Raw genomic sequence first — 26,192 nt, forward strand, 5'->3', positions numbered from 1 at the left:
CGGCGTGGAGCCGGATCTTTTCCGGCCGGTCTCGATGATTGTCATCGGAAGCGAAACGGTTCTTCCGTCGTCCGGCAGCCTCCGGCGAAAATGAAGAGCATGACGCTCTATCTTGCCATTATCGAGCGTTCAGATGCGGCTATTCGCCGACAGCGTTCACGATGCGGCAAAGGTTCTTGCTGACGCCCGGAGCGACTTGCCCCGCTTGCACGATGAACACGGCATCGACGCGGCTTCCTTTGCCGTTCTTGCGCACGACGACACGCAGGGTCTGCGGCCTGCCGGATCCGCTCGTTTCCTGTTGCGCGGTCAGCGTGCCGAGCTTCTTTTCCACGTTCACATCGACAAAACCTTCGGCGAGAACGGCGCGCGATACTTTGTCAAACGCGGCATTGGGATTGATGGACGGAAACACCATCCACGTCTTGTAGGTGATGCCGGTAACCAAAGGAACGCCGCTGCTTTCATAATGATCCGAGCAGCCGTCAGCAAATGCCGGGGTCGTCGAAAGAAGGCCGAGAGCGAGGGCGCAAGCTATCCTTGTATGCATGATTTCATAGCCTCGTTGACAGTGGGGGAGACCGTCCAGGTCAATGCGATGATGTTGATAATATCGAGCGGTGGGTGTGTCTATCGATTATTGCGCTCTCGAGTAGTGGAATTTTAGATGGAAAGCATGATCCACGTCCTGCAGGACGGTTGGCGAGAGAACTAGGTCGCTATCGCAGATTGACAATGATGCCCAAGGGCAATTTTCGCGCGGATTTTCCGGCATCTTCCCGCAGGCGAATTCGTTGTCGACTAAATCCGAGGCGGCGAAGCGCCGCGGCCGCAAGCTGGAACGAGTTTAAACCGCTACGGCGGCGATCTGACAATGCAGCGACAATTCAGCTGCCGGTCCTGCCATCCACGAACGTATCCCGCATGGCCCGCAGGATGATTACGGCCGAAGCCGCGCCTGGGTCGATATGCCCAAGAGATCGCTCGCCCAGCCGCGCCGCGCGGCCGCGGGCGGCAACCATGGAGCTTGTGGAATTGGCTCCTGTTTCTGCGGCGTCGAGGATATGGTTCCACATGGCGATGACGTCGCGCGAGTGCGCCTTCGCGTCGACTGCGGCTTCGGCCGCGGGGATCCAGGCATCGAGCATGGTCTTGTCGCCGCGCTGGCCCTTGCCGCGCTGCTGAATGCCGGCCCGCATCTCGTCGACGATCATCGCCTGGCAGGCAGGCGATAGGGATTCGTCCGTTTTCAGCGCCTGCGAAGCCCGGCGAAAGGCTGTGGCATAGAGCGGGCCTGTCGACGCACCGACGGCGTCCAGGAAAGCGGAGGCGGCGGTCGAGAAAATCTCGGACGGCAATGCCCGCGCAAGATCGAGCTTTGCCAGTTCGGCGTTCACCGCCATGAAGCCGAGGGCCATGGTGATGCCGTGATCGGCGTCGCCGATCGCGCCGTCCAGCTCGGAGAGCCGGTCTTTTTCGGCGTTGATCGCGATCGATATGCGCTGAAACATGGTGCCCAGGCATCGCGCGGCTTTTTCCGACATCGTCGTCCTCCCGGTCCCGGCTGTTCCTATGTCGCCAGGCACTTTCTTATAGGTTCATCCGACCTTCAAGGTGAAGGTGTCGCACGGATGATGCAGCAGTTCCGTCAGTTCCTGATCGAGATGCAGGATGGATATGGATGCGCCGGTCATGTCGAGCGACGTGCAATAATGGCCAACCCAGTTCGCCTCGATCCGGATATCCTTGGCGCTCAGCCTCTGCTCGACGCGCCTGAAGAGAATGTAGAGTTCCATAAGCGGTGTTGAGCCGAAGGAATTGATGAGCACGGCGACACGATCACCCGCAACCGGTTTCATCTCCGAGAAGATTCGGTCCATCACCCGGTCGGTGATTTCGTCGGCACTCATCATCTTCTCGCGGGTGACCCCGCGCTCGCCGTGAATGCCCATGCCGAATTCGATATCGTCAGGCCCGATCTCGAAATTGTGGCGCCGCGTCTGCGGCAACGAGCAGGGCTCGAGCGCAACACCCATGGTGAAGGTCCGGTCGTTGGCCTTGCGCGTCACCGCCTCGCAGGCGTCGAGCGATAGTCCTCTGTCGCAGGCGGCACCTGCAATCTTGAAGATGAAGAAGTTGCCGGCAACGCCGCGCCGCCCCTCGCGGTCCTCGATCGGCGACGAGGAGATATCGTCCGTCGTCAGGACGGTGCGAACCTCGATCTGCTGCTCCTGCGCCAATTCCGCGGCCATCTCGAAATTCATGACGTCGCCGGCATAGTTGCCATAGACGAAGAGAACGCCTTTTCCACCGGAGGACGCCTTGGCGCATTCCAGGATCGGCGTCGGCGGTGGCGAGGAAAAGATATTGCCGATGGCGACGGCATCGGCGAGGCCCTTGCCGACATAACCGACAAAGCAGGGTTCATGGCCGGTGCCGCCACCGATCACGAGGCCGACCTTTCCGACCCTCGGGCCATGGCGGGCCACCAGTGTCCGGTTCGATCCCTTGATCGGCGCGACATGCGACGCATGGGCCTTGACGATGCCTTCGAGCATCTCCTCGACGACGTCGTCGGGATTGTTGAGGAACTTCTTGATATGCGTGCGATAGCTGCTGGGCAACGCGGCGCTATTATCCGTTCTCGGACGATGCTGGGATTTCTGATCGAACTCGGTGACGCCATCCGCGTTGAGAATGCCGCGCCCCGTGGCGGCATCGGTGATGAGCACATTGATATAGCCGCCACGCAATGCCGCGAGGATCGCGGGCACCTTGTCGAAACCGCCGGCGACCGCGACGCGCAGGCTGATGGATTTCAGCATTTCAAGGGATATGCCGATGGTGCGCTCGTCGAGCGGTCCCAAAACCGGCTGGCCCTTCGCATCTATGAAGCGGCCGGCAAGAACGCCGACGGCATTCTTGGCCAGATAGTCCTGCAACGAGACGGATTCGAAGAAGCCGCTGCTGTGGATCGTGGAATTCGGTCTCAGCGACGCCACGCCGAAAACCGCCTTGTTGGCTTTGGCGAGGGTCGAGAACTGATCCTCGACCAGCGGCTCGCGCAGCAGGATGTCGCGGACCTCGGGGGCAGAGACGATGGCGGGCGCGGTGATATTGATCAGCTTGCCGCCTGTCGCATTCGCAAAGGCGCTGGCGCAGAGTTCCGGCGTGTAGGCAAAGCGCGCGCGCGTGCCGCCGGTCGCCTGAACGATGGTGACATCCTGAAGGTTGGGCACATTCGCCTGCTCGCCGACGGCAAGGACCGTACGTCCCCAGGCGACGGCAAGCGTGTCGCCCGATTTCAGAAGCCTGGCCATGGCCTGCGCGCCGGCCGTCCCGAGGCGGTCGATCAGCGGCCGGGTTCCATCGTCGCTCGGCACGACAAGACAGTCATGCAGGCCAAAATGGCGCTTGAGTTCCTGTGCAATGGAAAGAGAGCTCAGCCGCGAGGGCTCGAGCGAAATATTGACGATGCCGCGGCTGCGTGCGTCGGCAAGATAGCTGTTCACCGTTGCCCGCGAAATCCCCATGATCTCGGCGATATCGCCCTGGGTCTTGCCATCTTCATAATAGAGCCAGCAAGCCCAGACATAGGGATCGTCGCCATAGCGCAGCGGCATGGTGTCGATTGAGTCCGGGACGCCGGCCTTGCTTGCACTATTTTTGCCGACCGAGGATGCCTTGGCTGTCATGACGATTCACAATTCCCTTTTCCCGCCCGAACATGGAAGCAATGGCGCATGTTTGCAAATGCTTCTTCCTGGGGCGGGCGGCGCGCGACCCCGCGACGGATCGCGGGATCGCGCGGCCTTGGGAGAACCCGTTTATTGCAGCCGTTCGCGCGCACCCAGGGAAAGTTCCTTGAGGATGATCGCACAGGAGGTTGCACCTGCATCCAGCACGCCGAGCGAGCGCTCGCCGAGCCGGCTGGCGCGGCCGATCCTGGCCACGAGATTGAGCGTGGAGTCGCGACCGGCCTCGGCGGCGGCGACCAAGGCGTCGAGCGCCTCGGCAAAGGACGTGCCGGCCGCATCCGCAGTATCGAAGGCCTCGATCGCGGGAACCAACGTATCCAGCAGGGTCTTGTCGCCGACCTTGGCCGAACCGATCGACTGGATGCCTTCGAGCCCCGCATGCAGTGCCCGGCTATAGGCCGCACTGTCGATCGCGTCGATGCCCTCGAGCTTCTCGGCGAATTCGGTGAACATGACGCCATAGAGCGGGCCCATGGAGCCGCCGATTTCGGTCATCAGCACGGTGCCGAGCGTGTCGAGCGACGCCGATAGCGACTGGTTCTTGCCCTTCAGGCGCTCCGCGGCCATGCCGAAGCCCTTGGCCATGTTGACGCCGTGATCGCCATCGCCGATCTTGCCGTCGATCTCGCTGAGATAGGCCCGGTTTTCGACGATGCGCTCGGCCATTGCCAGGACGATGTCGCCGGCCGCTGCGTTGTTGAATGTCTGCATGCGTGCGTCCCCCTCAGAGCAGCGTCGTGCACTTGACCTCGACGTCCAGAAGCTCCTTGAGCTCCTCGTCGAGCGCCATCACGGTCAGCGTCGCGCCGACCATTTCCAGCGACGTGAAGTAGTTGCCGATATAGGTCTTGTAGATCTTGAGGCCACGCTCGGAGATCTTCGTCTCGATCGTGTCGTTCAGGATATAGAGCTCGTTGACCGGGGTCGCACCCAGGCCCGATACGAGGACGGCCACTTCCGCTCCGGCCGGCAGATTGTGATCGTCGAGAACGATCTGGCACATGGCCTCGCCGATCTCGGCTGCCGTCTTCAGCGGCTCGACGCGAACGCCGGGCTCGCCATGGTGGCCGATGCCGACTTCCATCGTGCCGGGTTCGATCTGGAAATTCGGATGACCGACGGCGGGCAGGGTGCAGGGACCCAGACCGATGCCGACGGAGCGGCAGCTGTCGATTGCCTTCTGCGCGGCGACGCGGACTTCCTCGAGGCTTGCGCCCCTGGACGCCTTGGCGCCGCCGACCTTCCACATGAAGATTTCGCCGGCCACGCCGCGGCGCTTCTCGCGCTCCTCGGGCGGTGCCGAGCAGACATCGTCGTTGGCGACGACGGTGGCGACCTCGATGCCGTCCTTCGCGGCAAGCTTCGTCGCCATCTTCACGTTCATATTATCGCCGGCATAGTTGCCGTAGAGGCAGATTACGCCGCGGCCGCCATTTGCCGCGCGAATGGCATCGTGGAAGCTCTTGGCCGTCGGCGAGGAAAAGAGTTCGCCAACCGCGACCGCATCCAGCATGTTCTTGCCGGCATAGCCGATAAAGGCCGGCTCGTGGCCCGAACCGCCACCGGTGATCACGCCGACCTTGCCGGCACGGGGTGCATCCTTGGCGACGACGACGCGCGGATTTTCTGCCAGACGAACGATGTCCGAGTGTGCCTTGATGAAGCCTTTTACAGTATCTTCAACGACTTCATCCGGATTGTTGATGAACCGCTGCATGGTCTCTCCTGTAGAATTGTCGAGCGTATGCGCTCAGAGAATGGTGTAGCCGCCGTCGATCAGAAGATCGGCACCGTTGATCATGTCCGCGCCGGACGACGAGAGGAAAACAGCCGCGGCTGCGATCTCCTGCGGAAAGGCGAAACGGCCGGTGGGGATGCGCTTCTTGGCGGCCTCGCCCTTCTCGCCGGCCCAGGCCTTCTTGCCGAGTTCGGTCAGGACGATCGTCGGCGAGATGGTGTTGACGTTGATGCCGTGCTTGCCCCATTCGGCGGCGAAAGTCTTGGACATGCCGATGACGCCGAATTTGGAGGCGCAGTAGGCGACATGCTCTTCGATGGCGACCGTCCCGGCCTGCGAGGCGAGGTTGACGATCTTGCCGCCCTTGCCGGCGGCGATCATGGCGCGACCGACAGCCTGTGTGACCAGGAACGTGCCTTTGAGATTGATGTTTATCGTTTTATCCCAATAGTCTAGCGGAAGATCTTCAGCCGGTGCGAGAAAAACGACGCCAGCGCTGTTGACGGCGATATCGATGCCGCCGAAATGCGAGACCGCATCGCCGACGGCCTTGTTGACCGAGGCGGGATCGGAGACGTCGCAGACAAATGCCGCAGCGCCGCCGCCGATTTCGGATGCCTTGGCCTTCGCCATGTCGACATTGATATCGAGAACCGCGACCTTTGCGCCCTTGGAGGCGAATGCGGCTGCGACCGCGGCGCCGATGCCGGAGCCGCCGCCCGTGACCAGGGCGATCTTGCCGGAGAGCGGGAAGTTCAAATCAATGTCTGGAGATGTCTCGGTCATCTTGTTCAAGCCTCTAGCTGGGGATTGGGTGGGGCGAGATGATCGCCCCACCTTCACTGATTCTACTTGCGGGTTTCGAGCAGCTTGTCGACGTTTTCTGCCGTTACCGGGGTCCACGGAACATTGTAGTTCTTGTCCTTGCCGTCGTTGAACGGCATGGCTGGATACTGTTCCCAGATCTTGGATTCCGGCTTGTAGTCGCCCTTCTTGGCGGCGAAGATCGCGAGATCGAGGGCGCCCTGTGCCTGTGCGCTGGCGTCCTGCAGGATGGAGGTCATCGTGCCCTCCTTGACGGCGTGGAGCGCATCGGTGATGCCGTCGATACCGGCAATGGCGAAATCCTTGACGTTGAGCTTCGCGGCCTTGATTGCCTCGATCGCGCCGAGCGCCATCTCGTCGTTCTGGCCGATGACGCCGTTGATCTGGCCCGGGTGAGACGTCAGCCAGTTTTCCATCAGCGTCTGGGCTTCGGCACGCGACCAGTTGGCGGTCTGATCTTCCAGCACCTTCACATTCGGGCACTCGGCAAGCGCCTTCTTGTTGCCTTCGAGGCGCGAGATTTGCGCCGACTGGCCGATCGGGCCTTCGAGGATGACGACGTTGCCCTTGCAGCCGATCTTGTCGAGCACGGTCTTGGCTTCCATGTAGCCGGAGATCGTGTCGTCGGAACCGACATAGGAGGTCAGGAGATCGGAGTTGACGCGGGTGTTGGAGCCGACAACCGGGATGCCGGCGTCATGGGCTGCCTGAACGGCGGTTGCCGCAGCTTCGATATCGATCGGCACGAAGATGATCGCATCGAACTTCTGCGTGATCATCGTGTTGACCTGCTCCTGCTGGACGAGCGCGTCGTAACGGCCGTCGAAGATGGTTAGATCCACGTCGCCGTTCTTGACGGCGGGATGTTCCTTCAGCGCCGCGGACCAGATCTGCATGAACTCGGCATTGAGGCCATAGGGTGCCGCGCCGATCTTCAGTTTCTTGTCCTGGGCGAGGGATGGCGAGGCCAGAAGCGCAGTGGCCGCTGCAAGAGCAATCAATAATTTCTTCATTATAAGTCTCCTCCGTTGAAAGTCCGGCGGCCATCCTGACGCGCCGTTGGGTTTCCGAGTGCGAACACAGGGATTTCTTTGGGCTCAACCGCCCAGGTTTCTCTTTTGGTCGAGCATGACGGCGCCGACGATGAGCGCGCCCTTGAGGACCTGCTGGTAGTAGGACTGGATCCCCATGAGATCGAGGCCGTTGTTCATGACGCCGATGATCAATGCGCCGATCAGCGTCCCGGTGATGCGGCCGACGCCGCCGGAAAGGCTGGTGCCGCCGATGACGACGGCGGCGATTGCATCGAGTTCGTAGGCGATGCCGGCCTGCGGCAGGGCGGAACCCGTGCGGGCTGCGAGGATCATGCCCGCCAGCCCGGAAAGGCCGCCGGAGATGACGTAAACGAGGAAGCGCAGCTTGCTGACATTGATGCCCGAGGTGATGGCGGCATGCGGATTGCCGCCAACGGCATAGATGTAGCGGCCGAAACGCGTGCGGTTGAGAACCCACCATGCGACGACGAAGACGATGGCAAGCAGGATGACCGGCATCGGAATGGAGAGGACGCTGCCGGTGCCGATCCAGCGGAAATCGGGCGTGAGAGCGGGAACCGGCTTGCCGCCGCCATAGATCAGCGTCAGGCCGCGTGCTGCCGATAGCATGCCGAGGGTCGCAACGAAGGCGGGAACGGCAAAGCGGGAAACGATGAACCCGACCACGGCGCCGCAGGCGATACCGACCAATATTCCAACCGCAAGTGCGACATAGGGCGGGTAGGGTGCGCCGACGATGCCGGCCGTCGCCGAGGTCGTTGCGAAGCTCGCGCTGACGATGCCTGTCAGTGCGACCACGGAGCCGACGGAAAGATCGATGCCGCGCGTCAGGATGACGAAGGTCATGCCGATCGCCAGCACGCCGTTGATCGAGGTCTGCAGCAACACGTTGGAGATGTTGCCGGCCGTCAGAAAATACTCATTCGAGAACGAGAGGACGGCGGCAAGCAGCAGGAAGGCGAGAAAGATCCCGTATTCCTGAATGATCAATCTGCGCCGGTCCGAGCCGAACCAGGAATTGGGCTGATTGTTGTCAGTGGCGGACATTGCAAATACCTCTTGTTGCCGGGCGCTGGTTCTTGGGCTTCGTTCTCTGTCGCTTTCAGGTCGACAGATGCACGAGCGATTGCGCGTCGGCCTCTTCCCTCTTGAGAATTCCGGCAGAGCGTCCCTGGCGCATCACCAGGATGCGGTCCGACATGCCGAGAACCTCGTCTATTTCGGACGAGATCATGATGACGGTGCCGCCTTCGGCGGCGAAGTCGCAGATGATGCGATAGATCTCGCGCTTGGCACCGACGTCGACGCCGCGCGTCGGCTCGTCCAGCAGCAGCACTTTCGGCTTGCGCAGGAACCACTTGCCGAGCACGACTTTCTGCTGGTTGCCGCCCGAAAGACCGGAAACCGGCATGCTGTCGCGCGCCGCCTTGATCCCGAAGCGCTTGATCATGTCCTGGCTGGCGCTGGCTTCCGCCCGACGGTCCATCGAGAAGCGCGGGCTCATTTCGGGAAGGCTCGCCAGGCAGATATTGTTGCGCACGCTGTCGATGAGATTGAGCCCCGTCAACTTGCGGTCTTCCGTCACGAAGGCGATGCCGTGCTGCATGGCTTCGGCCGGCTTGCGCACGACAATGGGCTGGCCTGAAAGCCTGATCTCGCCGCTCGTCACGGCGTCGACGCCGAAGATGCAGTTGAAGATCTCGGTGCGGCCGGACCCCATGAGGCCGTAGATGCCGAAGATTTCTCCCTTGTGGGCGGTGAAGGAGATGTCGTCGACCTTGCCTTGCGCCGTCAGGCCGGCAACTTCCAGCCCCGGCGTCGCGGTCGGCACGTTCGTCTTGATGTATTCCTCGCCAAGCTCGCGGCCGACGATCATGCGAATGAGGCCGGGCCGGTCGATATCGGCAAGCGCGCCGCTGCCGACATAGGATCCATCGCGGAAGGCCGTGTAGGAATCGGCAATCTGGAAGATTTCGGACAGCCGGTGCGAGACATAGACGACGCCTTTGCCCTCGGCCTTCAGCCGCTCGATGGTGGCAAACAGCTGCTGCGCTTCCTTTTCGCCGATCGCCGAGGTGGGTTCGTCCATGAAGATCACTTCGGCGTCGTGACTGAGCGCCTTGGCGATTTCGACCAGCTGAACCTGCGCGACCGAAAGGTTCATCATGAATTGCGTGGCGCGAATATTGAACTCCAGCCGGTCGAGCAGCGCCTGCGCGTTGCGGTTCATCGTCTTGAAGTCGATGCCGCCGAACCGGGCCGATGGCTCGCGGCCGAGATAGATATTCTCGGCAACCGTCATGTGCGGGATGGGGCTGAGTTCCTGTTCGATGATGGCGATGCCGGCGGCGAGCGCTTCGGCGGGGCTGGCGTAGTCCACTTCCTTGCCGCGGCGGCGAATGGAGCCGGCATCGCGCTTGTGAATGCCCATCAGGATCTTGAGGAAGGTCGACTTGCCCGCACCGTTGCCGCCGCACAGAGCGTGGACGGAGCCGGGCCGCAATTGAAAGCGCCCGTCGCGCAATGCAGCGACGCCGCCAAAGGACTTTTTCAGCCCCTCTACTTCAAGCAGGAATTCCACTTTCCCCTCCGCACTCCCGATGCCGAAACAAGCTCTGACGACAGAGACGATTGCTGCTCGGCACCAATGTTGACAATATTCGGAGTGCTTTCGACAAATGTCAAGCATGCGATTTTGAATTCGCTGCGAGAGGCGGCGAGGCTGTTAAATCTCGGAGAGTCGCCGACGGGTGGGAGGGGCGGAGCGTCGATCGTGGGGAATGATCGAGGTGACCCCGCTATCGGGGCGGCGAGCGGAAATTCCAGCCTCATCTCGGACGCTCGGTCTGAAAGGTTTTGAAGCATGCTATGTTGACATTAAGTCATATTATGATTTGCTGCGGTCAGCAGGTTTCTCGCTATTGGTTGCGGGTGGCTAAACAGGGGATTGAGAATGGCGATCAGTGCCCAGGCACGGCAGCGTCTGGCGCAACGGGTCATCGACCAATTGCGCACGCAGATCGAGACCGGCAAACTTCGGGCAGGCGATCAGCTTCCGACGGAGCCGCGGCTCGAGGCTGCGTTTGGGGTCAGCCGGACCGTCGTGCGCGAGGCGATCGCCGATCTGCGAGCAGCCGGGCTGGTCAGGCCGGTTCAGGGGAAGGGCGTATTCGTTTCCGATACGCCCACGAGGCCCGCCCTCATATTGACGCCCGTCGAGATCAAGACCATTCCCGAGACGCTGGAATTGCTGGAGTTTCGTATGGCGACCGAAGGTGAGGCTGCCGCAATCGCGGCGTATCGCAGGACCGCGGAACAAGAGGCAGCCATTGCTGCGGCCAACCGGAAGATGGCTGCTCTGATGGAGCAGGGGCTTTCAACCGTCGATGCCGATTTCGAGTTTCACATGGCGGTCGCGGTCGCGACAAACAACCGCTTCTATGTCGATATACTCAGGCATATCGGCCCGCGCACCATTCCGCGGGGACAGTTTCCGACGCTTCCGGAGGCCAATGATCATGCCTATCTGGAGAAGGTTCATGCCGAGCATGTCGAGATTCTGGCGGCGATTGTCGATCAGGATCCGGAACGGGCACGCCAGGCGATGCGCGCCCACCTGATGGCGAGCCAACGGCGCTACCGCCTGCTGGCTGAACTCCAGCCGCAATAAGGTTCGACATGCCATTTAATCATAGTATGTCATATGATATGGCCGTTTAGGGAGCGTGGCGGGTGTATTTGGGAACGCAGATCGAGGCGCGCGACGACGACGACTATCGGATGTTCGCGCAACTTGGAGTGAAGCACATTTGTGCCGACCCACCCGGGAGGCCTGAAAACTGGACTTTGTCCGATCTTGAGCGACTTCGCGACAAGGTCGAAAGCTTCGGATTGGTGCTGGACATGATTCAGCTTCCGTTGTCGTCCCAGCCCGTCGAAAAAGCTACCTATCCCGATATCCTGCTTGCAGGGCCTGATCGCGATCGCCAGATCGATGCCATCTGCAGGCTGATCGAGGATGTGGCGACCGCCGGAATTCCGGCAGTGAAATACAATCTCAATCTCATCGGCATACCGCGCACCCCGGATGAGTGGGGGCGAGGGGGTTCGCTGAACGCGAGTTTTCGATGGAATATGACCGACCCTCGCGCCGCACCGGGCCTTGCGGGCGTGCTGTCGGAAGACGACAACTGGGAACGCATCGACTATTTTCTGGAGCGGGTCGTTCCGGTGGCGGAAAGCAATCGCATTCGCCTCGCCTGCCATCCGCATGATCCCTATACACCGCCGGGCTACCGTGGCGTGACGCGCGTCCTCGGTTCGGTCGCAGGCCTTAAGAAATTCGTGCTGATGCGGGAGAGCCCCTATCACGGTCTGAATTTCTGCCAGGGATCGATCGGGGAAATGCTTGACCATCCGCGCGAGGAAATCGACGACGTTATCCGCTGGTTCGGCAGCCGCGGCAAAATCTTCAACGTCCATTTCCGCAACATCCGGGGCGGCAAGCTCTCCTTCATGGAGACCTTCCCCGAGGAGGGCGACATGGACATGGTGCGCTCCGCCCGGATCTACAGGGAAGTCGGTTATTCATACATGCTGATGCCCGACCACGTACCGACGATCAGCGGCCGGGATCCGACGGGCGTCGCCTTCGCCTTCTGCTACGGCTATATCGCCGCTCTTCTCCAGACGCTCGATCAGGCCTGAACGAACACCACTCAACCAAGATCTAGAACAGGATATCGCCATGGACGCGAATGAACTGAAAAAGGCTGTTGGCAGCGGTCTGCTGTCGTTTCCCGTCACCCATTTCGGTCAGGATCTGACGTTCGACGAGGCGAAATATCGAGGTCATATCGAATGGCTGGCCGGCTACGGAGCCGCTGCGCTTTTTGCCGCGGGAGGCACCGGCGAGTTCTTCTCGTTGAACCCGGCCGAGATCCCGCAGGTCGTTCGTGCTGCGAAAGCATCGGCGGGCAGCACGCCGATTATCTCCGGGACCGGCTATGGTACGTCGCTCGCTATCGACATCGCCAAGGCGGCGGAAAAGGCCGGCGCGGACGGTTTGCTGCTTCTTCCGCCCTATCTCATGTTTGCGGAACAGGCGGGCCTCATCGCTCACGTCAAGGCGGTCTGCCAGGCCACTGGTATCGGCGTCATCGTCTATAATCGTGACAATGCCGTGCTCAGCGCCGAGAGCCTGGCCCGTCTTGCCGACGAGTGCCCCAATCTGATCGGCTACAAGGACGGGGTCGGCGACGTCGATAAGGTGATCGAGATTACCACCACTCTCAAGGACCGCCTGGTTTATGTCGGTGGCATGCCGACCCACGAGGTCTATGCGCAGGCCTATTTCGCGGCGGGCGTCACGACATATTCCTCGGCGGTCTTCAATTTTGTCCCGACGTTGGCACAGCGTTTCTACGCGGCACTTCGCTCGCGCGATCAGGTAACCGTCGACCATATTCTCAGAAGCTTCTTCTTTCCGCTGGTGACGTTGCGCAATCGAAAGAAGGGCTATGCGGTGTCGATCATCAAGGCGGGCCTGCGCGTTCTTGGCAGGGACCCCGGGCCGGTAAGACCGCCATTGACCGATCTGACACCGGAGGAAATGGCAATACTGGAAAAGATTATCGCGGCAGCAGAGTGAGATTTGCTAGAAGGTTCGCATCATCGCCGGTCACGCCGGTACGATGCTCGAACGAGGTCACGCATGGTTCAACCTTCCTTCAGCACAGCGTCTCGCACATTCGTCTATGTCGCCGCCGCTATCGCCGGCACGATCGACATCTACAGCATGGATGAGGCGACTGGCGCGCTCGTGCGGGTGACCAGCCTGGACGTGGGGCATGCCGTCATGCCGATGGCCGCCAGCCCGGACAGGCGGCATCTCTATGCCGTCATCCGTTCGCAGCCCTACCGGGTGCTGACGCTGGCGATCGACAGCGCGACCGGCAGGCTCACCCGGGAAGCCTTAGCGGCACTACCCGACAGCATGGCTTATGTTTCGACCGATCCGTCAGGCAGGTTTCTTTTCACGGCCTCCTATGGCGGCAACCTGGTCACCGTCTTGCCCGTCGACGGGGACGGACGCGTCACCGCCGAAGCCAGCCAGGTGATGCCCACGGGGCGCAACGCTCATTCGATCGTCAGCGATCGATCGGGACGATATGTCTTCGCCACAAATCTCGGTTCCGACGCGCTGCAGCAGTTCATCTTCGATTCCGAGACCGGGATACTGGCGGTGAATGATCCCATGCGGGTCGAGACCGGTCCTGGCTTCGGTCCGCGTCACATAGTCGTATCACCGGACAATGCATCCCTCTACGTTCTGACGGAACTGACCGGCCATGTCATCCACTATGCCCTCGACGCTGTCACAGGCACTTTGACCGAGATCGCAAGTGTCGCTTCCGTGCCCCCAGATGCGGGACTGTCTCCCGGCATTCCCCCGTCGGCGGCAAATGCGGCCGATGACGGCAAGCCGAAGGTCTGGGCAGCGGATATCGGCATCACGCCGAATGGCAGGTTTCTGTTCACGACTGAGCGAACCACCAGCCGGATAGCACTTTTTCATGTCTCGGAACACGATGGAACGCTGACTTATATCGCGAATTATCCGACCGAATTGCAGCCGCGGGGCATCCGTATCGATCCCTCGGGCCGTTTTCTTGTCGCGTCCGGCGAAAAATCCGACAGCTTGTCGGTCTATGCCATCGACCAGATGGACGGTGCCCTCGGATTGGTCGGCCGATACCCGGTCGATGCGGGCGCGAACTGGATCGAGATCGTGACTTTCATCTGAAGGAGAGACCGCCGGCGACAAGCGTCCAGCGGATGATCGCGCACCGTTCCTAGTCGGCTTTTCCCGACAGCCTGGCGATCAGGCTTTCGATCTCGGAGGCGGGAAGGGGCTTGGCGAACAGATAGCCCTGAAACATTTCACAGCCGGCTTGTTCGAGGAAGCGCGCTTGCTCTTCCGTTTCTACGCCTTCGGCGACGACTTCCAGCTCCAAAGTTCGGCCCAGGGATACGATGGCGGAGGTAATCGCCATGTCGCCGGGCTTGTCGGGGATCTCGGCAATGAAGGAGCGGTCGATCTTGAGACGGGAAAGCGGAAAGCGTCTGAGTGTGCTGAGGCTTGAATAGCCCGTGCCGAAATCGTCGATCGCAAGGCTGACGCCGAGCTTCTTCAGTTCCTGCATGCGCTCGATCGCCCCAGCGACATCGCGCATGATCAGGCTTTCCGTCAATTCGAGCTCGAGCCATTCTGGATCGAGATTGGCCGACCGCAGCGCCGATGCGACCTGATCCGTCAGCGAACTTTCCAGAAACTGCCGTGCCGACACGTTCACCGCGATGCGGAGCGGCGGCAGGCCCCGGTCCTGCCATGCCCGCGCCTGTCGGCAAGCCTTCTGCAAGACCATATCGCCGATCGAGACGATCAGCCCCGTTTCCTCGGCCAATGGGATGAAGGCGCCAGGCGGCAATAGACCTTCATCGGGATGCTGCCATCGCACGAGCGCCTCGACCCCGATCACCTTGCCTGTGCGGATATCTTTCTGCGGCTGATAGTGGAGCAGGAACTCGTCCCGTTCGACCGCGTGGCGCAGTTCTTCGATGCGTGTGAGCTTGTTGCGCGCGTCTTCGGCCATGGCCGGCGAGAACAGTTGAATGCCGTTGCGCCCGGATTCCTTGACGCGGTAGAGCGCCATGTCGGCGTTTGCAAACAGCTCCGAAGCCGTAGTGCCGTGCTCGGCAGAGCAGGCCACGCCGATGCTGCAGGTTGTCCGGATGGCGACGCCGGCGATGGTCAAAGGTTCCGATATCGCTTCAAGGATGGCCTTCAACTTGTCGTGTATGGAATCATGAGCCTGCCGGAGGACAAGGATGAACTCATCGCCGCCGATCCTCGACACAAGCCCGTCATTTCCAACGCAGGCGGCTATTCTCCGGGCGACCACTTTCAGCAATTCGTCACCGGCCGCATGACCGAGATTGTCGTTCACCAGCTTGAAATTATCCAGATCGACGAAGGCGACGGCGAGAGGCACCCCGTCTGTTGCCGCCGTCTCCAACAGACGCCCGAGCTTGCTGTCGAGAAGCGTGCGATTTGGCAGGCCGGTCAGTGCATCATGCTCGGCCAGATAGGCGATGCGCGCGATATCCCGATGGCGATCAATGGCGATTCCGACCGTTTGCGCTATGCCGGCAAGGAACTCCGTAAGCCCGGCTTCGTTGCCGTCGGTCTTCGCTACCGCCAGCGTTCCGTGCCTGCCGCCATCTCGCGAGGAAATGGGGAATTCCAGAATCTCGCCGGCAATCGGCGCGAGGTGCTCATCACCGAGAATGAAGCTGACTGGCCTTCCGTTCAGCAGCCGCTCAAGTAAAGTGCGCGCTTCCTGGAAAAACAGGTCGAGGTCGACGCCTCGCGCGACCTCCCGCAGCAGCTTCGTTTGTGCGCTCATCAACTCTTCCGCCCGTTTGCGGGCGGATATATCGCGGGAGGCTCCGACAACGCCGATGATGTTGCCGTTCCTGTCTCTCAACGGCACCCGGGACATCATGAGCCAGCCTTCGCCCCTTAGGCGTCGCTCCTCGACGCCCAGGTCGGCTTCGCCGGTCTCCATGACGCGCCTTTCCACTTCCTCGATCTTGTGGGCATCAGCTAATGGGTGGATTTCCGCGTCCGTCAGGCCAATCAGTTCCTCGACATGCGTGAAGCCGTTGTTGAGGACGGTGGCCCGGTTCGCAAAGAGGAAGCGGCTGTCTCTGTCCTTGGCATAGATGAAGTCCGGCACATAGTTGATCATCGCCTCGAGCCATTCGTAGCGCTCGGAGAGGGACTGATATTGGGCCCGGAGTAATTCGAGCATGCTACGACGCTGCCGGTCGTCGCTCTTTTCATCCCCATGCGGTCGCTTGGGCGATTTACCCGGCTGCTGTGTCATCTACATACTCTCACTCGGCGAGCGGACAATATCGGCAGGCAATTATGCAATCATGACGGCGTATCGAGCATCTTGGCTTCCGAAGCAGACGCGCATGGCTTCTGATCCGACGGCCGGCAGCCTGGCTCATCCATCCGTGTGGATATTGTCATATAATATAATGTATGAATATCCGCTCAATCGGGGCGGTAAGATTGTCGCTGCTTTCCCGAGACGGCCGGCGGCGCGGCAGAGCCTTCTTCTGGAGCGGAGAGAGCGGATTGCCTTGCGGGAAGAGGGCAAAACCGGCTAAAGCCCGGATGGTGGAAATTCAAGAATCGCAAGGATAAATCAGTATGCGTGCTGGCAAAGCCGTAGCGAACGGCAATCTGGTGCTTGCCGGCATGCTTTTGATGCTTTTCGGCGACTTTCTGTTCTCGTTGAACGATGCCATGGGCAAATGGCTGGTCGCGAGTTTCTCGGTCGGACAGGTGCTGGTTATTCGTTCATTCGGTGCGTTCCTTATTCTTGCTCCCATGATCGCGAGACAGGATAAGGCAGCCCTGTTTCGCCTCGAACAGCCCTCGCTGCAGCTGCTGCGGGTGGTGATGGCGACAGTCGATGTCGCCCTTTTTTACGCCGCGGTCACCTATCTGCCGCTTGCCGACGTTATGACCTTCTATATGGCCGGTCCGATCTATGTCGCGGCGATCTCGCATTTCTTCCTCGGCGAGAGGATCGGCTGGCGGCGCTGGCTGGCGGTTCTCGTCGGCTTTATCGGTGTATTGATCGCGCTCAGGCCTTCTGCAGCGATGTTCTCCTGGCCGTCGTTTTTCGGCCTTGGCGGAAGCCTTGCATTCGCGCTGACGCTGGTGCTCGGGCGGCGACTGCGCCAGACGGGCGACGCAACGCTCGTTGCCTGGCAGACGATTGGCGCGCTTGCGGCCGGATTGGTGCTCAGCATCGGCAATTGGCGATCGGTATCGGTTCTTGATATCGGCGCCATGCTGGCGCTCGGCATCGTTGCCGGCAGCGCCCATATGTTGATCACCCGCTCGCTGAAGCTTGCCCCCGCGTCGCTTCTGGCTCCGCTGCAGTACAGCTTGCTCATCTGGGCGATCGTGCTGGGTTTTGTCTTCTTCGGAGATATTCCGGACGCCCAGATCATCATCGGATCTGTCATCATCGTGCTCGCCGGCCTTTTCATCTTCCACCGCAAGAATGTCACCGACACGATCCCCAAGGAAGCCGTCGCCCGGGACGGGCACTAGACGCGCCGGCGGCCATTCTCCAGCGAGTAATCTTGCTGCGCTCGTCCGTTGAAGCGCGGATGCGTCGCCTGGCGGCCCTTTCGGGCGATCTTCACTTGCTGACTTTCCGCATTTCGCTCGGTGATGTACCGTATTTCTTGCGATACGCAGTTGCCAGATGGGCGGAATCGGAAAAGCCGGTTTCATGCGCGATGGCTGTGATCGCCAGCGAGCCATTTTCGAGCAGAAAGCGTGCATAGCGCAGCCTCGTTTCAAGAATGAAATGTTTCGGCGTCATGTCGATATGCGTTTGGAAGAGGCGGGCGAACTGACGTGGCGAAAGGCCCACGGCGGCGGCTGCCTGTTCCGGTGATACGTCGCGTCCTTTCCGGCTTTCGATGAGCACGATGGCCTTTTGCAGGCGTGCGTCGCTCACATGGCGAAAGGTCGATGCTCTTTCGTGGTCGAAGACACTCATGCCCTTCGGAGTTGTGAGGGATAGCTGGTGGACGGCCTTCGCCGCGCGGTCTGGTCCGCAATGATTGTGGATGAGCTGGGTCATCAGTGACAGGATCGAGGTTCCCCCCGGAACGGTGATGCGCCCCTTGTCGATCAGAAAGTCGTCCCGTGTGGAAAAGGCCTGGCGCGGGAAGGCAGTTCGGAAATCCTCCGAATGATAGGGATGGACGGCAGCCTTGCGATCGACGAGCAGGCCTTCCTGCGCGAGGATGAACGATCCCGTGCAGGCCCCGATGATCGTCACGCCGGCGGATGCCGCCACGCGCAGATAGTCACGATGCGAAGCGGGGGCGGCTCTGAGATGCGGCAGCAGGCCGCCAATGGCGACGACATAGTCGAAATCCGTCGGATTGATATAGGCGGCGTCTGCCTGGACGCGGATGCCGCAGCTCGCCGCAGCGCTATAGCCCGGCTTGCCCATGATCGACCAGCGGCAATGAAGCGGCCGCGAATTGTCGCCGAAATCGGCTGCATGACGAAGCGGCTCGATGACGCCCGTCAGCGACATCAGGGGAAAGGTCGGCCAGAGCAGGATGCCCACCGAAATATCCGGCTTGTGGTCGCGCGCCGAAAGCAGGCGTTCGGCCCACAGGCTGTCCAGCCAGCCGACGTAGTCCATATCCTTCTGTCCATCCGAAACGCCGGTCTTTTCGTCCACAGCACTCTCCCTTGATGGGAAAGCATAGCTTGGCATGTCCGTTTTTAAAAGAAAATGTCCAATTTATAAAATCCAACCCGTCGGTTTGGCGGCATTCTTTACGCGTTGAACACAAGCATCCGGACCGCAAAAACAACCGGATCAGGGAACTCTTAACGTCAAGGATCTGACAAATGGCACTTTCTCTTTCGAGAAGGCTGGTGGTGTGCGCGCTGCTGGCAGGCGGGAGCTTTTCGGTTTTTTCGACCGCCGCGAAGGCTTTCGAATTGGTGGAACAGGGCAAACTAACGGTCGCCTTCACCGGCGACATGCCGGGCTCCGGCTGGCAGGACGGCAAGCTGATCGGCTATGACGGCGAAATCATGCAGAAAATCGCCGACAAGCTGGGGCTGAAGATCCAGCCGGCGTTGATGGAGTGGTCGGGCACGATCGCCTCCGTTGAATCCGGCCGCGTCGATGTCATGCTCGGCACGATGGGCTGGACGGAAAAGCGCGCCAATATCATGTCGCTGTCCGAGCCGATCCACTACTTCAAGAACGGCATCATGCAGTCCGACAAGACCAGCTGGGACAAGCTGTCCGATCTCGAAGGCAAGAAGGTCGGCACGATCACCGGGTTTTCCTTCGTGCCGGAACTCAAGAAAATCAAGGGACTGGAGCTTTCGCTCTATGACACGGCGGACGCTGCCGTGCGCGATTTGATCGCGGGGCGCATCGATGCCGTCATCGGCGATCCGCCGGTCGTTTCCTTTGCGATCAAGAAGAATCCCGATTGGCACATGCATTTCCTCGCCTTCACCGATACCAATCCCGACTTCCCGCTGCTGACCGGTCTCGGTCAGGTCGTCTATGGCTTCAACAAGAAGAACGATGATTTGCGCCAGAAGGTCGACGCCATCATCGACGAGATGTGGAAGACCTGCGCGATGAAGGAAATCGGCGAGCGCTACGGCCTTTCCGCCGATGTCTGGTACACGCCGGCTGGCGAGAACTTCCGCGCCGGCGTGGACCGCCCGGCCGATTACAAGCTGCCGTCCTGCAAGACGGCCGGCTGATATCGGAGGAGTGACAGCAAAAGCGCGCAGCGGTTTTGCCTCCGAAGTTGCACGGAAACGGAAAGGACGGAGCCTTTCAGGTGATCTCGTCTCCACCGATTAAGTCCTCAAGACCTGGACGGCGCATTTTAGGGCGCCGTCCCCCTGGTTCGACCAAAACGATAAAAAGGGGAATGCCATGAGCCCGCTGCTGAGCGTGACGGGTCTGCGCAAGAGCTATGGAACCGTGGAGGTTCTGAAGGGGATCGATTTCGAGGTGGCGGCGGGCGAGAAGATCGCTTTGATCGGCCCATCCGGCTCGGGAAAATCCACCTGCTTGCGTTGTCTTAATTTTCTGGAGAAGCCGACAGCCGGAGAGATCCGCCTCGATGACGAGCAGATCGGCATGGCCGCCGGCCGGCCGATGAACGACCGCCAGCTTGCGCCACAGCGCGCCGAGATGGGCATGGTTTTTCAGCTCTTCAATCTTTGGCCGCATCTTTCCGTGACCGAAAACGTGGCGATCGCCGCCCGCAAGGTGCGCGGTCTTTCGGCGAAAGAAGCGCGTGAGCTGGCGCTCGAAATGCTGGCCAAGGTCCATATGACGCATCGCGCCGATGCGTCGCCGCTCGAACTTTCCGGTGGCCAGCAGCAGCGGGTGGCGATCGCCCGCGCTTTGGCCCAGAAACCGAAATTGATGCTGTTCGACGAACCGACGTCGGCACTCGATCCCGAACTGGTGCACGAAGTGCTGAAGGTGATGGAAGAACTGGCCGCCGAAGGGCGCACCATGCTGATCGTCACCCACGAGATTGCCTTCGCCCGCGACATCGCGGATCGGGTGATGTTTCTCGACGGCGGCGTGATTGCCGAACAGGGCGCGGCGCGGGAGTTGATTCTCGCACCGCGCGAACGGCGCACGCAGGCTTTCCTCAAGCAGATCCGGCATTGAGGGCGGCGCGATGAGCGGACTATCGATCTTTCTTATGGTGTTGGAGGGGCTTGCCGCCGGCATCGGCGTCACCATTCTGGTCACGCTCGCCTCGCTGGCGCTCGGCGTCTGCCTGGGCTTTGGACTGGCGCTCGCCCGTCAATTCGGCAAGCTGTGGGCGGTTCACGCCCTGATCGACACCTATTGCGAAATCATGCGCAACATTCCGGCGCTCACCCATCTCTTCATCCTGTATTTCGGGCTGGCGAGCATCGGCCTCCGGCTTTCGTCCATCGCCGCCGCCATTCTCGGCCTCGGACTGATCGGTGGCGCGGTGACCTGCGACCTCTTCCGCTCGGGCTTTGCGGCGCTGCCGAACGGCCAGCGCGAGGCCGCGCTCGCCGTCGGGTTTACGCCGCTCCAGACGATTTTCGACATCCTGACCCCGCAGGCCCTGCGCATCGCATTGCCGTCGCTTGGCAACTACGCCGTCCAGCTTCTGAAGGACACCTCGATCGTTTCGGCCATCGCCGCGCCGGAGATCATGTTCTATGCGCGCTCGATGGTCACGTCCTCGTTCCAGACGACGCTGATCTATGCGACGGCCGCCGGCCTCTACCTGCTGCTCGGCTTGCCGCTGATGCAGGCGATCCGCGTTCTCGAAACCCGTTACGGGAGGGTCAAGGCATGACCGCATTCTTTGAACCCTATGCCGAATACGGCGCGGAATGGCTGCCGGCGCTTCTTGAAGCGATGTGGACGACCGCGGCTCTGTCGGTCACAGCCTTCGCACTCTCGCTGGTCCTCGGTCTCTTGCTGGCGCTGTGCCGCAATGTTCGTTCGCCCCTCCTGCAACGTCTCGTTTCGCTGTATGTTTCGGTCGTTCGCGGCATACCGCTGCTCGCCATTCTGTTCCTGCTCTACTTCGGTCTTCCCGGCATCGGCATCACCTTCAATGCCTTCACCGCCGGCGTATTGGGGCTGGCGCTCGCCTTCGCGGCGCAAGTAGCGGAATTGTTTCGCGCCGGGTTGATGGCGATTGCGAAGGGACAGCGCGAGGCCGCGCTTGCCGTCGGCTTCACGCCGTATCAGAGCTTCAGGCTGATCGTTCTGCCACAGGTGATGCGTGTCATCGCCGCGCCGCTGATCGTGACTTTTGTTGCGTTGCTGAAGGATTCTTCGCTCGCCTCGCTGATCACGGTCGACGAACTGATGCTGACGGGCCGATCGATGTCGACGGATTATTTCCTCCCGCTGCAAATCTTTCTGGCCGTGGGACTTTGCTACTTCTTCATCGCCTGGCCGTTTTCGCTGCTGTCGAAACGGCTGTCGCCGCGCACTGTCCGTTAGAGCGCATCGCCGTCGCATGACACCTCGTTCGAACCAAGAGACAAGACCATGAATACGAATGACCAAGGACGCATCGCGCCGCGCCGGCCGATCATCCTGACGTCCCCGGATTTCCGGGCGTCCGACATCGCCGAAACCGAGGCGGAATATGTGGTGCGGGCCAACTATGCCGAGGCGATTGCACAGGCCGGCGGTATTTCGTTGATCCTGCCGTATCAGAGCCAGCATATCGCCATGCTGGTTGCCCTTGGGGACGGCGTTTTGCTGACCGGCACGACGCCTGGTCATGAAGCGCTTCCCGAGCGGCGGGAATTCGAGCTGGAACTCATCCGGCAAACACTTCAGGCAGGCAAGCCGTTGCTCGGGATCTGCAACGGGATGCAGATCATGGGCGAATTTCTCGGCGGGACCTTCACGACGAGCCTGCCGGACACGGCTGTCGATCATATTCCCGCCGACATTCCCGACCGCATGGCCCACAGGATCGCGGTCGAGCCCGGCAGCATGCTAGCCTCCATTGCGGGAACGACGGAGGTTTCCGTCAATAGCCTGCATCGCCATGCGCTGACGGGTGCCGGTCGGTTCCGCATTGCGGCGCGCGCGCCCGATGGGGTGGTCGAGGCGATCGAGGGCGAGACGGATACGTTCTGCCTCGGGGTGCAATGGCATCCGGAATACCACCTGAGCGAATTCGACCGTGCGATCCTCAGGCGCTTCATCGAGCAGAGCGCCGGCCGCAAGTCGCAAGCCGGTTCGCCGGAAGCCTGCTCGGTCCGCAGGCGGCTTGCCGCCCTTGGACTGGCTTTGCCGGAAGCTTCCGTGCCCCCAGGTGCGTTTGTCGGAGCCTTGACCACCGGCAACCTCGTGACTGTGTCCGGTCAGGTGCCGCTCAAGGATAAGGCCGTGCTTTGCAAGGGGCATCTTGGCGGTGCCGTCAGCCTCGATCAAGGTCGGGAATGCGCGCGGTGGGCGTTGCTCAACGCACTGGCGCAATTGGAACTCGTCGCCGGCGGGCTGGATCGGGTGAAGGGGTTCGTGCGGCTGGCCGGCTATGTGGCGGCCACTCCGGAATTCACAGAGCATGGCGCGGTGATAGACGGCGCGTCCGAGTTGCTGCGCGAGCTCTTTCCAACGTGCTGGCAGCACGCCCGCATCGCCATCGGCGTCGGATCGTTGCCGCGCGGCGTGCCGGTGGAGATCGAGCTGACCGCCGTGACGAACGGCGGAGAGGGATGATCTCCATGCGAATTGCCGTCATTGGGGCGGGCGTTGTCGGCGTCGCCTCGGCTTACATGCTGGCGAAGGCCGGTCACGCCGTCACGCTTATCGATGCGGAAGCCGAGCCTGGGCGAGGGGCGAGCGCCGGCAACGCGGCCCAGCTTTCGTGGGCCTATGGCGATGCGATGGCGTCCCCGTCGCTTCTGAAACATCTGCCGGGTATCGTCGCCGGCCATGATCCGGCCTTCCGTGTCCGCTTCCGGCTCGATCCGGATTTCATGATCTGGGGATTGCGGTTTCTCGCCAATATGCCGGACAGGCGCTGGTGGAGCAATACGAGCGCAATCCTGCAGCTCGCGGATGAATCCCGCCGGGAACTGGCCGCGCTTCTGGCCGAGGCGCCGCTATCCTTCGACTACCGTGTCGCCGGCAAACTGCATCTCTATCCGGATGCGGCGAGCTTTTCACGCGCCGGTCCGCTGGTTGAGCGCAAGCGCCTGCTTGGATTGGACCAGCGGCTTTTGTCTCGGGCGCAAGCCGAAGAGGTCGAGCCGGTCTTGAAGTCCTATCAGGGCGAAATTGCCGGGGCAGTCCATACGCCCGGCGATGCGCTTGGGGACGCGGCGGCCTTCTGCCGCGAACTGACCGGTTTCGCTGTCGCCCGTTACGGCGTCGAAAGGCTCTTCGGCGCGAAGGTCGCCGGGTTCGAACGCTATAAGGACAGACTATCGGCGGTAAAATTCGCCGACCGCGACGCGCTTGGCGTCGATGCAGCCGTCGTCACGGCCGGACCGCTGATCCGTACGCTTGCCGCCGCCTTGCCGGAGGCGGCCTGCGTGCAGCCGGTGCGCGGGTATTCGCTGACGGTTGAATGGCGGGACGGCGCGCCGCGCGTAAGCTTGACGGACGTGAAGCGCAAACTCGCCTTCGCCGCCATCGGCGTTCGTTTGCGCGTGGCCGGCCTTGCGGACATCGAAAGACCGGACGCCGGCTTCGACACGGACCGGTTCGCGGTTCTGCGGGATATGGCAAACAGCGTCCTGCCGGGCTATTTCACAGCGCAAGCCGGTGAAGCGCGTTGGTCTGGCGAACGCCCAATGACGCCATCGTCACAGCCGATCATTGCGCCATCCCGCGGAATTCCCGGCCTCTATGTCAACGGCGGTCATGGCATGCTCGGCTGGACGCTGGCGATGGGCAGCGCGCGCCGGCTGCTTAATATCTTATCTTCGATGACCTGAAGGCTCGGTCCGTTGGCCATCCTCGCTCCTGGCTTTCACAGCCGTCGAAGGGGCCGATGAAAGATCGCGCGCTGGCGGATGTCTGGTCTGAGTATCGAGATGATCCGAGAACATCTGGATCTTCTCAAGGACAGGCGGCGTCGATCTTTCATGGCTTGCGGGTATCGGCGTGGCAGGTGGCGCTTATCTGCTTCTGAAGCGCGTTGTTCCCTCGCCTGTGCGAGAGGAAGCCGATCATTGATCCCTGTTACGTCGTCATTGAAGCTATCCGGCCCGCTTGCAATTGCTTCAATTGTTTGCCTGCCTGGCGCGCTGGTTACGACAACTAAAGGGTCCATCATATTGGATTATATCCATTTTTGTTCTTCCAACTCTCCTGCCAGGCAGCTTCGGTTCGGGCGGGGGCAACGCATGTCGCTCTCAGAATGAGATGCCTGAATGGGGCCGGCGGCTGGTGGCAAACACGCGGTCCAGTTCCTCGGCCACGTCCACGGAGATCGCCTTGATGCGCCCGGAAGCAGCAAGAAGCGAGGCGCTCTGCGCCCCGAAGATCAGCGTGGCCAGTTCCGCGATTGTGACATGAGCCTCCGCCCTCTCGCTGCTTCGCTCCGCACCCTTCGGACCGAGAGACCAGGTGCCGCCATTGTCATGGAACAAGTCGTCTTCGACGGCAATCGTGACCTGGCGCGTGCCGCCATACCGGCGGGCCGAAAGCAAGGCTTCGAGATCGAGAGGTCGTATCCAGCTTTCGTCGCGCTGACCGGATATCTCCAGCGATCGAGGATTGTGGAGAAGCAAAGGCAGCGGATCATCCACCGGCCGGGATGGAAAGGTGACCTGGTGCAGGATATCCTGCGTGAAGAGGTGGCCAATCAGGGCCTGCCAGGCTTCATCGTCATGGGCGACGAGATCGTCGACGATCACGGTACGATGCGATGAGGTGAACCAGTTGTCCGAGGACTCGACATGGAAGCGCAAATAGCCGCGCTCGTGACCCTCGGCACCGAAGACGACGGCGTGATGGGGCGTTGTGCCGGAGACGCTACGGAATTCCTGAATGGACCACCAGCCATCCCAGCGCGATAGCGTCGCTGCTCGCGGCGACGGATCCGCGGCGGCAATTTTCCGAAACAAGGCGAAGCTCTCGCGAGCATCGACGATGCGAAGTCCTTCTCGCGCGGTTGAGACCGCAAGCCCGGTGCGGGTAAGATCGAGTTCATGCCGGACCGACCAGGAGGCAATGCCGTAACCGTATCGGCCGTAGATGCGGGCATCCGATGCCCGCAAGCCTGCGACGACATAGCCATCTGCGCGGGCACGGCGAAGCTGCTCGATGATGAGCTGGCGAGCGATCCCGCGACGTGTCGCGTCCGGAGAGACGCCGACATGTGTGACGGAGAGATGGCGCACGCGCCGGCCGCCGGGTAGGGTGATTGATGAATCATAGCCGTTGACGACGCCTCGCAGCACATCGCCCTCGAAGCCGCCAAGCGGCTGGCCCTCTGCCAGAAACCGGGTTTCGGTGTCGGGATTGGTGCGCCCAAAATCACCGATACCCAGCAAGGCCTGCCGGAACAGAGCAAAAGCCTTGCGCCGGCCGTCTTCGTCATTCAGCGATCGTATATCCATGCGAATGTTGTCCAATGTCATTTTACGACTTTCGGGAATTCAGTCTTCGATTGCAG

General features: G+C 61.2%; 23 protein-coding genes. 11 read left to right on the forward strand and 12 right to left on the reverse strand.

The genetic code is table 11. The features are described 5' to 3' along the window. Positions 1 to 139: 139 nt before the first annotated feature. The 9 genes from GR212_RS04230 to GR212_RS04270 all read right to left on the reverse strand — a co-directional run bounded on the left by GR212_RS04230 (position 140) and on the right by GR212_RS04270 (position 9,957). Positions 140 to 550: a hypothetical protein gene (locus tag GR212_RS04230; RefSeq protein ID WP_163985217.1), complete on the reverse strand. Its 411-nt coding sequence runs from the start codon at positions 548 to 550 to the stop codon at positions 140 to 142. A gap of 337 nt (positions 551 to 887) precedes the next feature. After that, positions 888 to 1,544 carry a dihydroxyacetone kinase subunit DhaL gene (dhaL, locus tag GR212_RS04235; RefSeq protein ID WP_163985218.1) on the reverse strand — a complete coding sequence of 219 codons (657 nt, stop codon included), beginning with the start codon at positions 1,542 to 1,544 and terminating at the stop codon, positions 888 to 890. A gap of 54 nt (positions 1,545 to 1,598) precedes the next feature. Continuing rightward, positions 1,599 to 3,695, reverse strand: a complete 2,097-nt coding sequence (locus GR212_RS04240; protein WP_163985219.1) for a bifunctional sugar-binding transcriptional regulator/dihydroxyacetone kinase subunit DhaK — start codon at positions 3,693 to 3,695, stop codon at positions 1,599 to 1,601. Between the two features lie 132 nt (positions 3,696 to 3,827). Beyond that, on the reverse strand, positions 3,828 to 4,469 hold the full coding sequence (dhaL, locus tag GR212_RS04245; protein WP_163985220.1) for a dihydroxyacetone kinase subunit DhaL: 642 nt from the start codon (positions 4,467 to 4,469) through the stop codon (positions 3,828 to 3,830). A 13-nt stretch (positions 4,470 to 4,482) separates the two neighbouring features. Then, positions 4,483 to 5,475: a dihydroxyacetone kinase subunit DhaK gene (locus GR212_RS04250; protein WP_163985221.1), complete on the reverse strand. Its 993-nt coding sequence runs from the start codon at positions 5,473 to 5,475 to the stop codon at positions 4,483 to 4,485. A 33-nt stretch (positions 5,476 to 5,508) separates the two neighbouring features. Further along, positions 5,509 to 6,282: an SDR family oxidoreductase gene (locus GR212_RS04255; protein WP_163985222.1), complete on the reverse strand. Its 774-nt coding sequence runs from the start codon at positions 6,280 to 6,282 to the stop codon at positions 5,509 to 5,511. A gap of 62 nt (positions 6,283 to 6,344) precedes the next feature. After that, on the reverse strand, positions 6,345 to 7,334 hold the full coding sequence (locus GR212_RS04260; protein WP_163985223.1) for a substrate-binding domain-containing protein: 990 nt from the start codon (positions 7,332 to 7,334) through the stop codon (positions 6,345 to 6,347). A gap of 84 nt (positions 7,335 to 7,418) precedes the next feature. Further along, the gene (locus GR212_RS04265) at positions 7,419 to 8,423 is read right to left on the reverse strand and encodes an ABC transporter permease (protein WP_163985224.1); all 1,005 of its coding nucleotides are present in this window, start codon (positions 8,421 to 8,423) and stop codon (positions 7,419 to 7,421) included. 55 nt (positions 8,424 to 8,478) lie between these two features. Continuing rightward, positions 8,479 to 9,957, reverse strand: a complete 1,479-nt coding sequence (locus GR212_RS04270; RefSeq protein WP_163985225.1) for an ATP-binding cassette domain-containing protein — start codon at positions 9,955 to 9,957, stop codon at positions 8,479 to 8,481. A 372-nt stretch (positions 9,958 to 10,329) separates the two neighbouring features. Between GR212_RS04270 and GR212_RS04275 the strand changes: the two genes are divergently transcribed. The 4 genes from GR212_RS04275 (at position 10,330) to GR212_RS04290 (ending at position 14,181) form a co-directional block, all read left to right on the forward strand. After that, entirely contained in the window at positions 10,330 to 11,046 is a 717-nt protein-coding gene (locus GR212_RS04275) for a FadR/GntR family transcriptional regulator (protein WP_163985226.1), read from the forward strand. 62 nt (positions 11,047 to 11,108) lie between these two features. Next, positions 11,109 to 12,083, forward strand: coding sequence for a mannonate dehydratase (locus GR212_RS04280; protein ID WP_163985227.1), 975 nt, complete (start codon positions 11,109 to 11,111; stop codon positions 12,081 to 12,083). A 40-nt stretch (positions 12,084 to 12,123) separates the two neighbouring features. Then, positions 12,124 to 13,026, forward strand: a complete 903-nt coding sequence (kdgD, locus tag GR212_RS04285) for a 5-dehydro-4-deoxyglucarate dehydratase (RefSeq protein ID WP_163985228.1) — start codon at positions 12,124 to 12,126, stop codon at positions 13,024 to 13,026. A gap of 63 nt (positions 13,027 to 13,089) precedes the next feature. Further along, positions 13,090 to 14,181: a lactonase family protein gene (locus tag GR212_RS04290; protein WP_163985229.1), complete on the forward strand. Its 1,092-nt coding sequence runs from the start codon at positions 13,090 to 13,092 to the stop codon at positions 14,179 to 14,181. 49 nt (positions 14,182 to 14,230) lie between these two features. Here GR212_RS04290 and GR212_RS04295 read toward each other — a convergent pair whose 3' ends face one another. Beyond that, positions 14,231 to 16,252, reverse strand: a complete 2,022-nt coding sequence (locus GR212_RS04295) for a putative bifunctional diguanylate cyclase/phosphodiesterase (RefSeq protein WP_163985230.1) — start codon at positions 16,250 to 16,252, stop codon at positions 14,231 to 14,233. Between the two features lie 410 nt (positions 16,253 to 16,662). On the opposite strand from GR212_RS04295, the gene GR212_RS04300 reads away from it, so the two are divergent. Further along, on the forward strand, positions 16,663 to 17,577 hold the full coding sequence (locus GR212_RS04300; protein ID WP_163985231.1) for a DMT family transporter: 915 nt from the start codon (positions 16,663 to 16,665) through the stop codon (positions 17,575 to 17,577). 91 nt (positions 17,578 to 17,668) lie between these two features. Here the strand turns inward: GR212_RS04300 and GR212_RS04305 are convergent, their stop codons facing one another. Next, positions 17,669 to 18,694, reverse strand: a complete 1,026-nt coding sequence (locus GR212_RS04305) for a GlxA family transcriptional regulator (protein ID WP_163985714.1) — start codon at positions 18,692 to 18,694, stop codon at positions 17,669 to 17,671. Positions 18,695 to 18,906: 212 nt separating this feature from the next. Here GR212_RS04305 and GR212_RS04310 point away from each other — a divergent pair, with 212 nt between their 5' ends. From GR212_RS04310 to GR212_RS04335, 6 genes are all read left to right on the forward strand, one after another. Then, a complete protein-coding gene (locus GR212_RS04310) occupies positions 18,907 to 19,788 on the forward strand; it encodes an ABC transporter substrate-binding protein (protein WP_163985232.1) in 882 nt (293 codons plus the stop codon). A gap of 178 nt (positions 19,789 to 19,966) precedes the next feature. Then, positions 19,967 to 20,719 (forward strand): amino acid ABC transporter ATP-binding protein, encoded by a 753-nt coding sequence (locus GR212_RS04315; RefSeq protein ID WP_163985233.1) that lies wholly within the window; start codon positions 19,967 to 19,969, stop codon positions 20,717 to 20,719. Between the two features lie 10 nt (positions 20,720 to 20,729). Then, positions 20,730 to 21,389, forward strand: a complete 660-nt coding sequence (locus tag GR212_RS04320; protein WP_163985234.1) for an amino acid ABC transporter permease — start codon at positions 20,730 to 20,732, stop codon at positions 21,387 to 21,389. Next, entirely contained in the window at positions 21,386 to 22,048 is a 663-nt protein-coding gene (locus tag GR212_RS04325; RefSeq protein WP_163985235.1) for an amino acid ABC transporter permease, read from the forward strand. The genes GR212_RS04320 and GR212_RS04325 overlap by 4 nt, the downstream gene beginning before the upstream one ends. 48 nt (positions 22,049 to 22,096) lie before the next feature. Further along, on the forward strand, positions 22,097 to 23,284 hold the full coding sequence (locus GR212_RS04330) for an Atu1372/SO_1960 family protein (RefSeq protein ID WP_163985236.1): 1,188 nt from the start codon (positions 22,097 to 22,099) through the stop codon (positions 23,282 to 23,284). 5 nt (positions 23,285 to 23,289) lie between these two features. Next, positions 23,290 to 24,507 (forward strand): FAD-dependent oxidoreductase, encoded by a 1,218-nt coding sequence (locus GR212_RS04335; RefSeq protein WP_163985237.1) that lies wholly within the window; start codon positions 23,290 to 23,292, stop codon positions 24,505 to 24,507. Between the two features lie 420 nt (positions 24,508 to 24,927). Here the strand turns inward: GR212_RS04335 and GR212_RS04340 are convergent, their stop codons facing one another. Beyond that, a complete protein-coding gene (locus GR212_RS04340; RefSeq protein ID WP_246725682.1) occupies positions 24,928 to 26,136 on the reverse strand; it encodes a GNAT family N-acetyltransferase in 1,209 nt (402 codons plus the stop codon). Between the last annotated feature and the right edge of the window lie 56 nt (positions 26,137 to 26,192).

The sequence above is a fragment of the Martinezella lusitana genome, assembly GCF_010668395.1.
Lineage (GTDB): Bacteria > Pseudomonadota > Alphaproteobacteria > Rhizobiales > Rhizobiaceae > Rhizobium > Rhizobium lusitanum_A.

What these genes read in the sequence shown, in the direction of transcription:
- GR212_RS04230 (WP_163985217.1), bottom strand. Translation starts at nt 550, where the DNA reads ATGCATACAAGGATAGCTTGCGCCCTCGCTCTCGGCCTTCTTTCGACG.
- dhaL (WP_163985218.1), bottom strand. Translation starts at nt 1,544, where the DNA reads ATGTCGGAAAAAGCCGCGCGATGCCTGGGCACCATGTTTCAGCGCATA.
- GR212_RS04240 (WP_163985219.1), bottom strand. Translation starts at nt 3,695, where the DNA reads ATGACAGCCAAGGCATCCTCGGTCGGCAAAAATAGTGCAAGCAAGGCC.
- dhaL (WP_163985220.1), bottom strand. Translation starts at nt 4,469, where the DNA reads ATGCAGACATTCAACAACGCAGCGGCCGGCGACATCGTCCTGGCAATG.
- GR212_RS04250 (WP_163985221.1), bottom strand. Translation starts at nt 5,475, where the DNA reads ATGCAGCGGTTCATCAACAATCCGGATGAAGTCGTTGAAGATACTGTA.
- GR212_RS04255 (WP_163985222.1), bottom strand. Translation starts at nt 6,282, where the DNA reads ATGACCGAGACATCTCCAGACATTGATTTGAACTTCCCGCTCTCCGGC.
- GR212_RS04260 (WP_163985223.1), bottom strand. Translation starts at nt 7,334, where the DNA reads ATGAAGAAATTATTGATTGCTCTTGCAGCGGCCACTGCGCTTCTGGCC.
- GR212_RS04265 (WP_163985224.1), bottom strand. Translation starts at nt 8,423, where the DNA reads ATGTCCGCCACTGACAACAATCAGCCCAATTCCTGGTTCGGCTCGGAC.
- GR212_RS04275 (WP_163985226.1), top strand. Translation starts at nt 10,330, where the DNA reads ATGGCGATCAGTGCCCAGGCACGGCAGCGTCTGGCGCAACGGGTCATC.
- kdgD (WP_163985228.1), top strand. Translation starts at nt 12,124, where the DNA reads ATGGACGCGAATGAACTGAAAAAGGCTGTTGGCAGCGGTCTGCTGTCG.
- GR212_RS04290 (WP_163985229.1), top strand. Translation starts at nt 13,090, where the DNA reads ATGGTTCAACCTTCCTTCAGCACAGCGTCTCGCACATTCGTCTATGTC.
- GR212_RS04295 (WP_163985230.1), bottom strand. Translation starts at nt 16,252, where the DNA reads ATGCTCGAATTACTCCGGGCCCAATATCAGTCCCTCTCCGAGCGCTAC.
- GR212_RS04300 (WP_163985231.1), top strand. Translation starts at nt 16,663, where the DNA reads ATGCGTGCTGGCAAAGCCGTAGCGAACGGCAATCTGGTGCTTGCCGGC.
- GR212_RS04305 (WP_163985714.1), bottom strand. Translation starts at nt 18,694, where the DNA reads ATGGACTACGTCGGCTGGCTGGACAGCCTGTGGGCCGAACGCCTGCTT.
- GR212_RS04310 (WP_163985232.1), top strand. Translation starts at nt 18,907, where the DNA reads ATGGCACTTTCTCTTTCGAGAAGGCTGGTGGTGTGCGCGCTGCTGGCA.
- GR212_RS04315 (WP_163985233.1), top strand. Translation starts at nt 19,967, where the DNA reads ATGAGCCCGCTGCTGAGCGTGACGGGTCTGCGCAAGAGCTATGGAACC.
- GR212_RS04320 (WP_163985234.1), top strand. Translation starts at nt 20,730, where the DNA reads ATGAGCGGACTATCGATCTTTCTTATGGTGTTGGAGGGGCTTGCCGCC.
- GR212_RS04325 (WP_163985235.1), top strand. Translation starts at nt 21,386, where the DNA reads ATGACCGCATTCTTTGAACCCTATGCCGAATACGGCGCGGAATGGCTG.
- GR212_RS04330 (WP_163985236.1), top strand. Translation starts at nt 22,097, where the DNA reads ATGAATACGAATGACCAAGGACGCATCGCGCCGCGCCGGCCGATCATC.
- GR212_RS04335 (WP_163985237.1), top strand. Translation starts at nt 23,290, where the DNA reads ATGCGAATTGCCGTCATTGGGGCGGGCGTTGTCGGCGTCGCCTCGGCT.
- GR212_RS04340 (WP_246725682.1), bottom strand. Translation starts at nt 26,136, where the DNA reads ATGGATATACGATCGCTGAATGACGAAGACGGCCGGCGCAAGGCTTTT.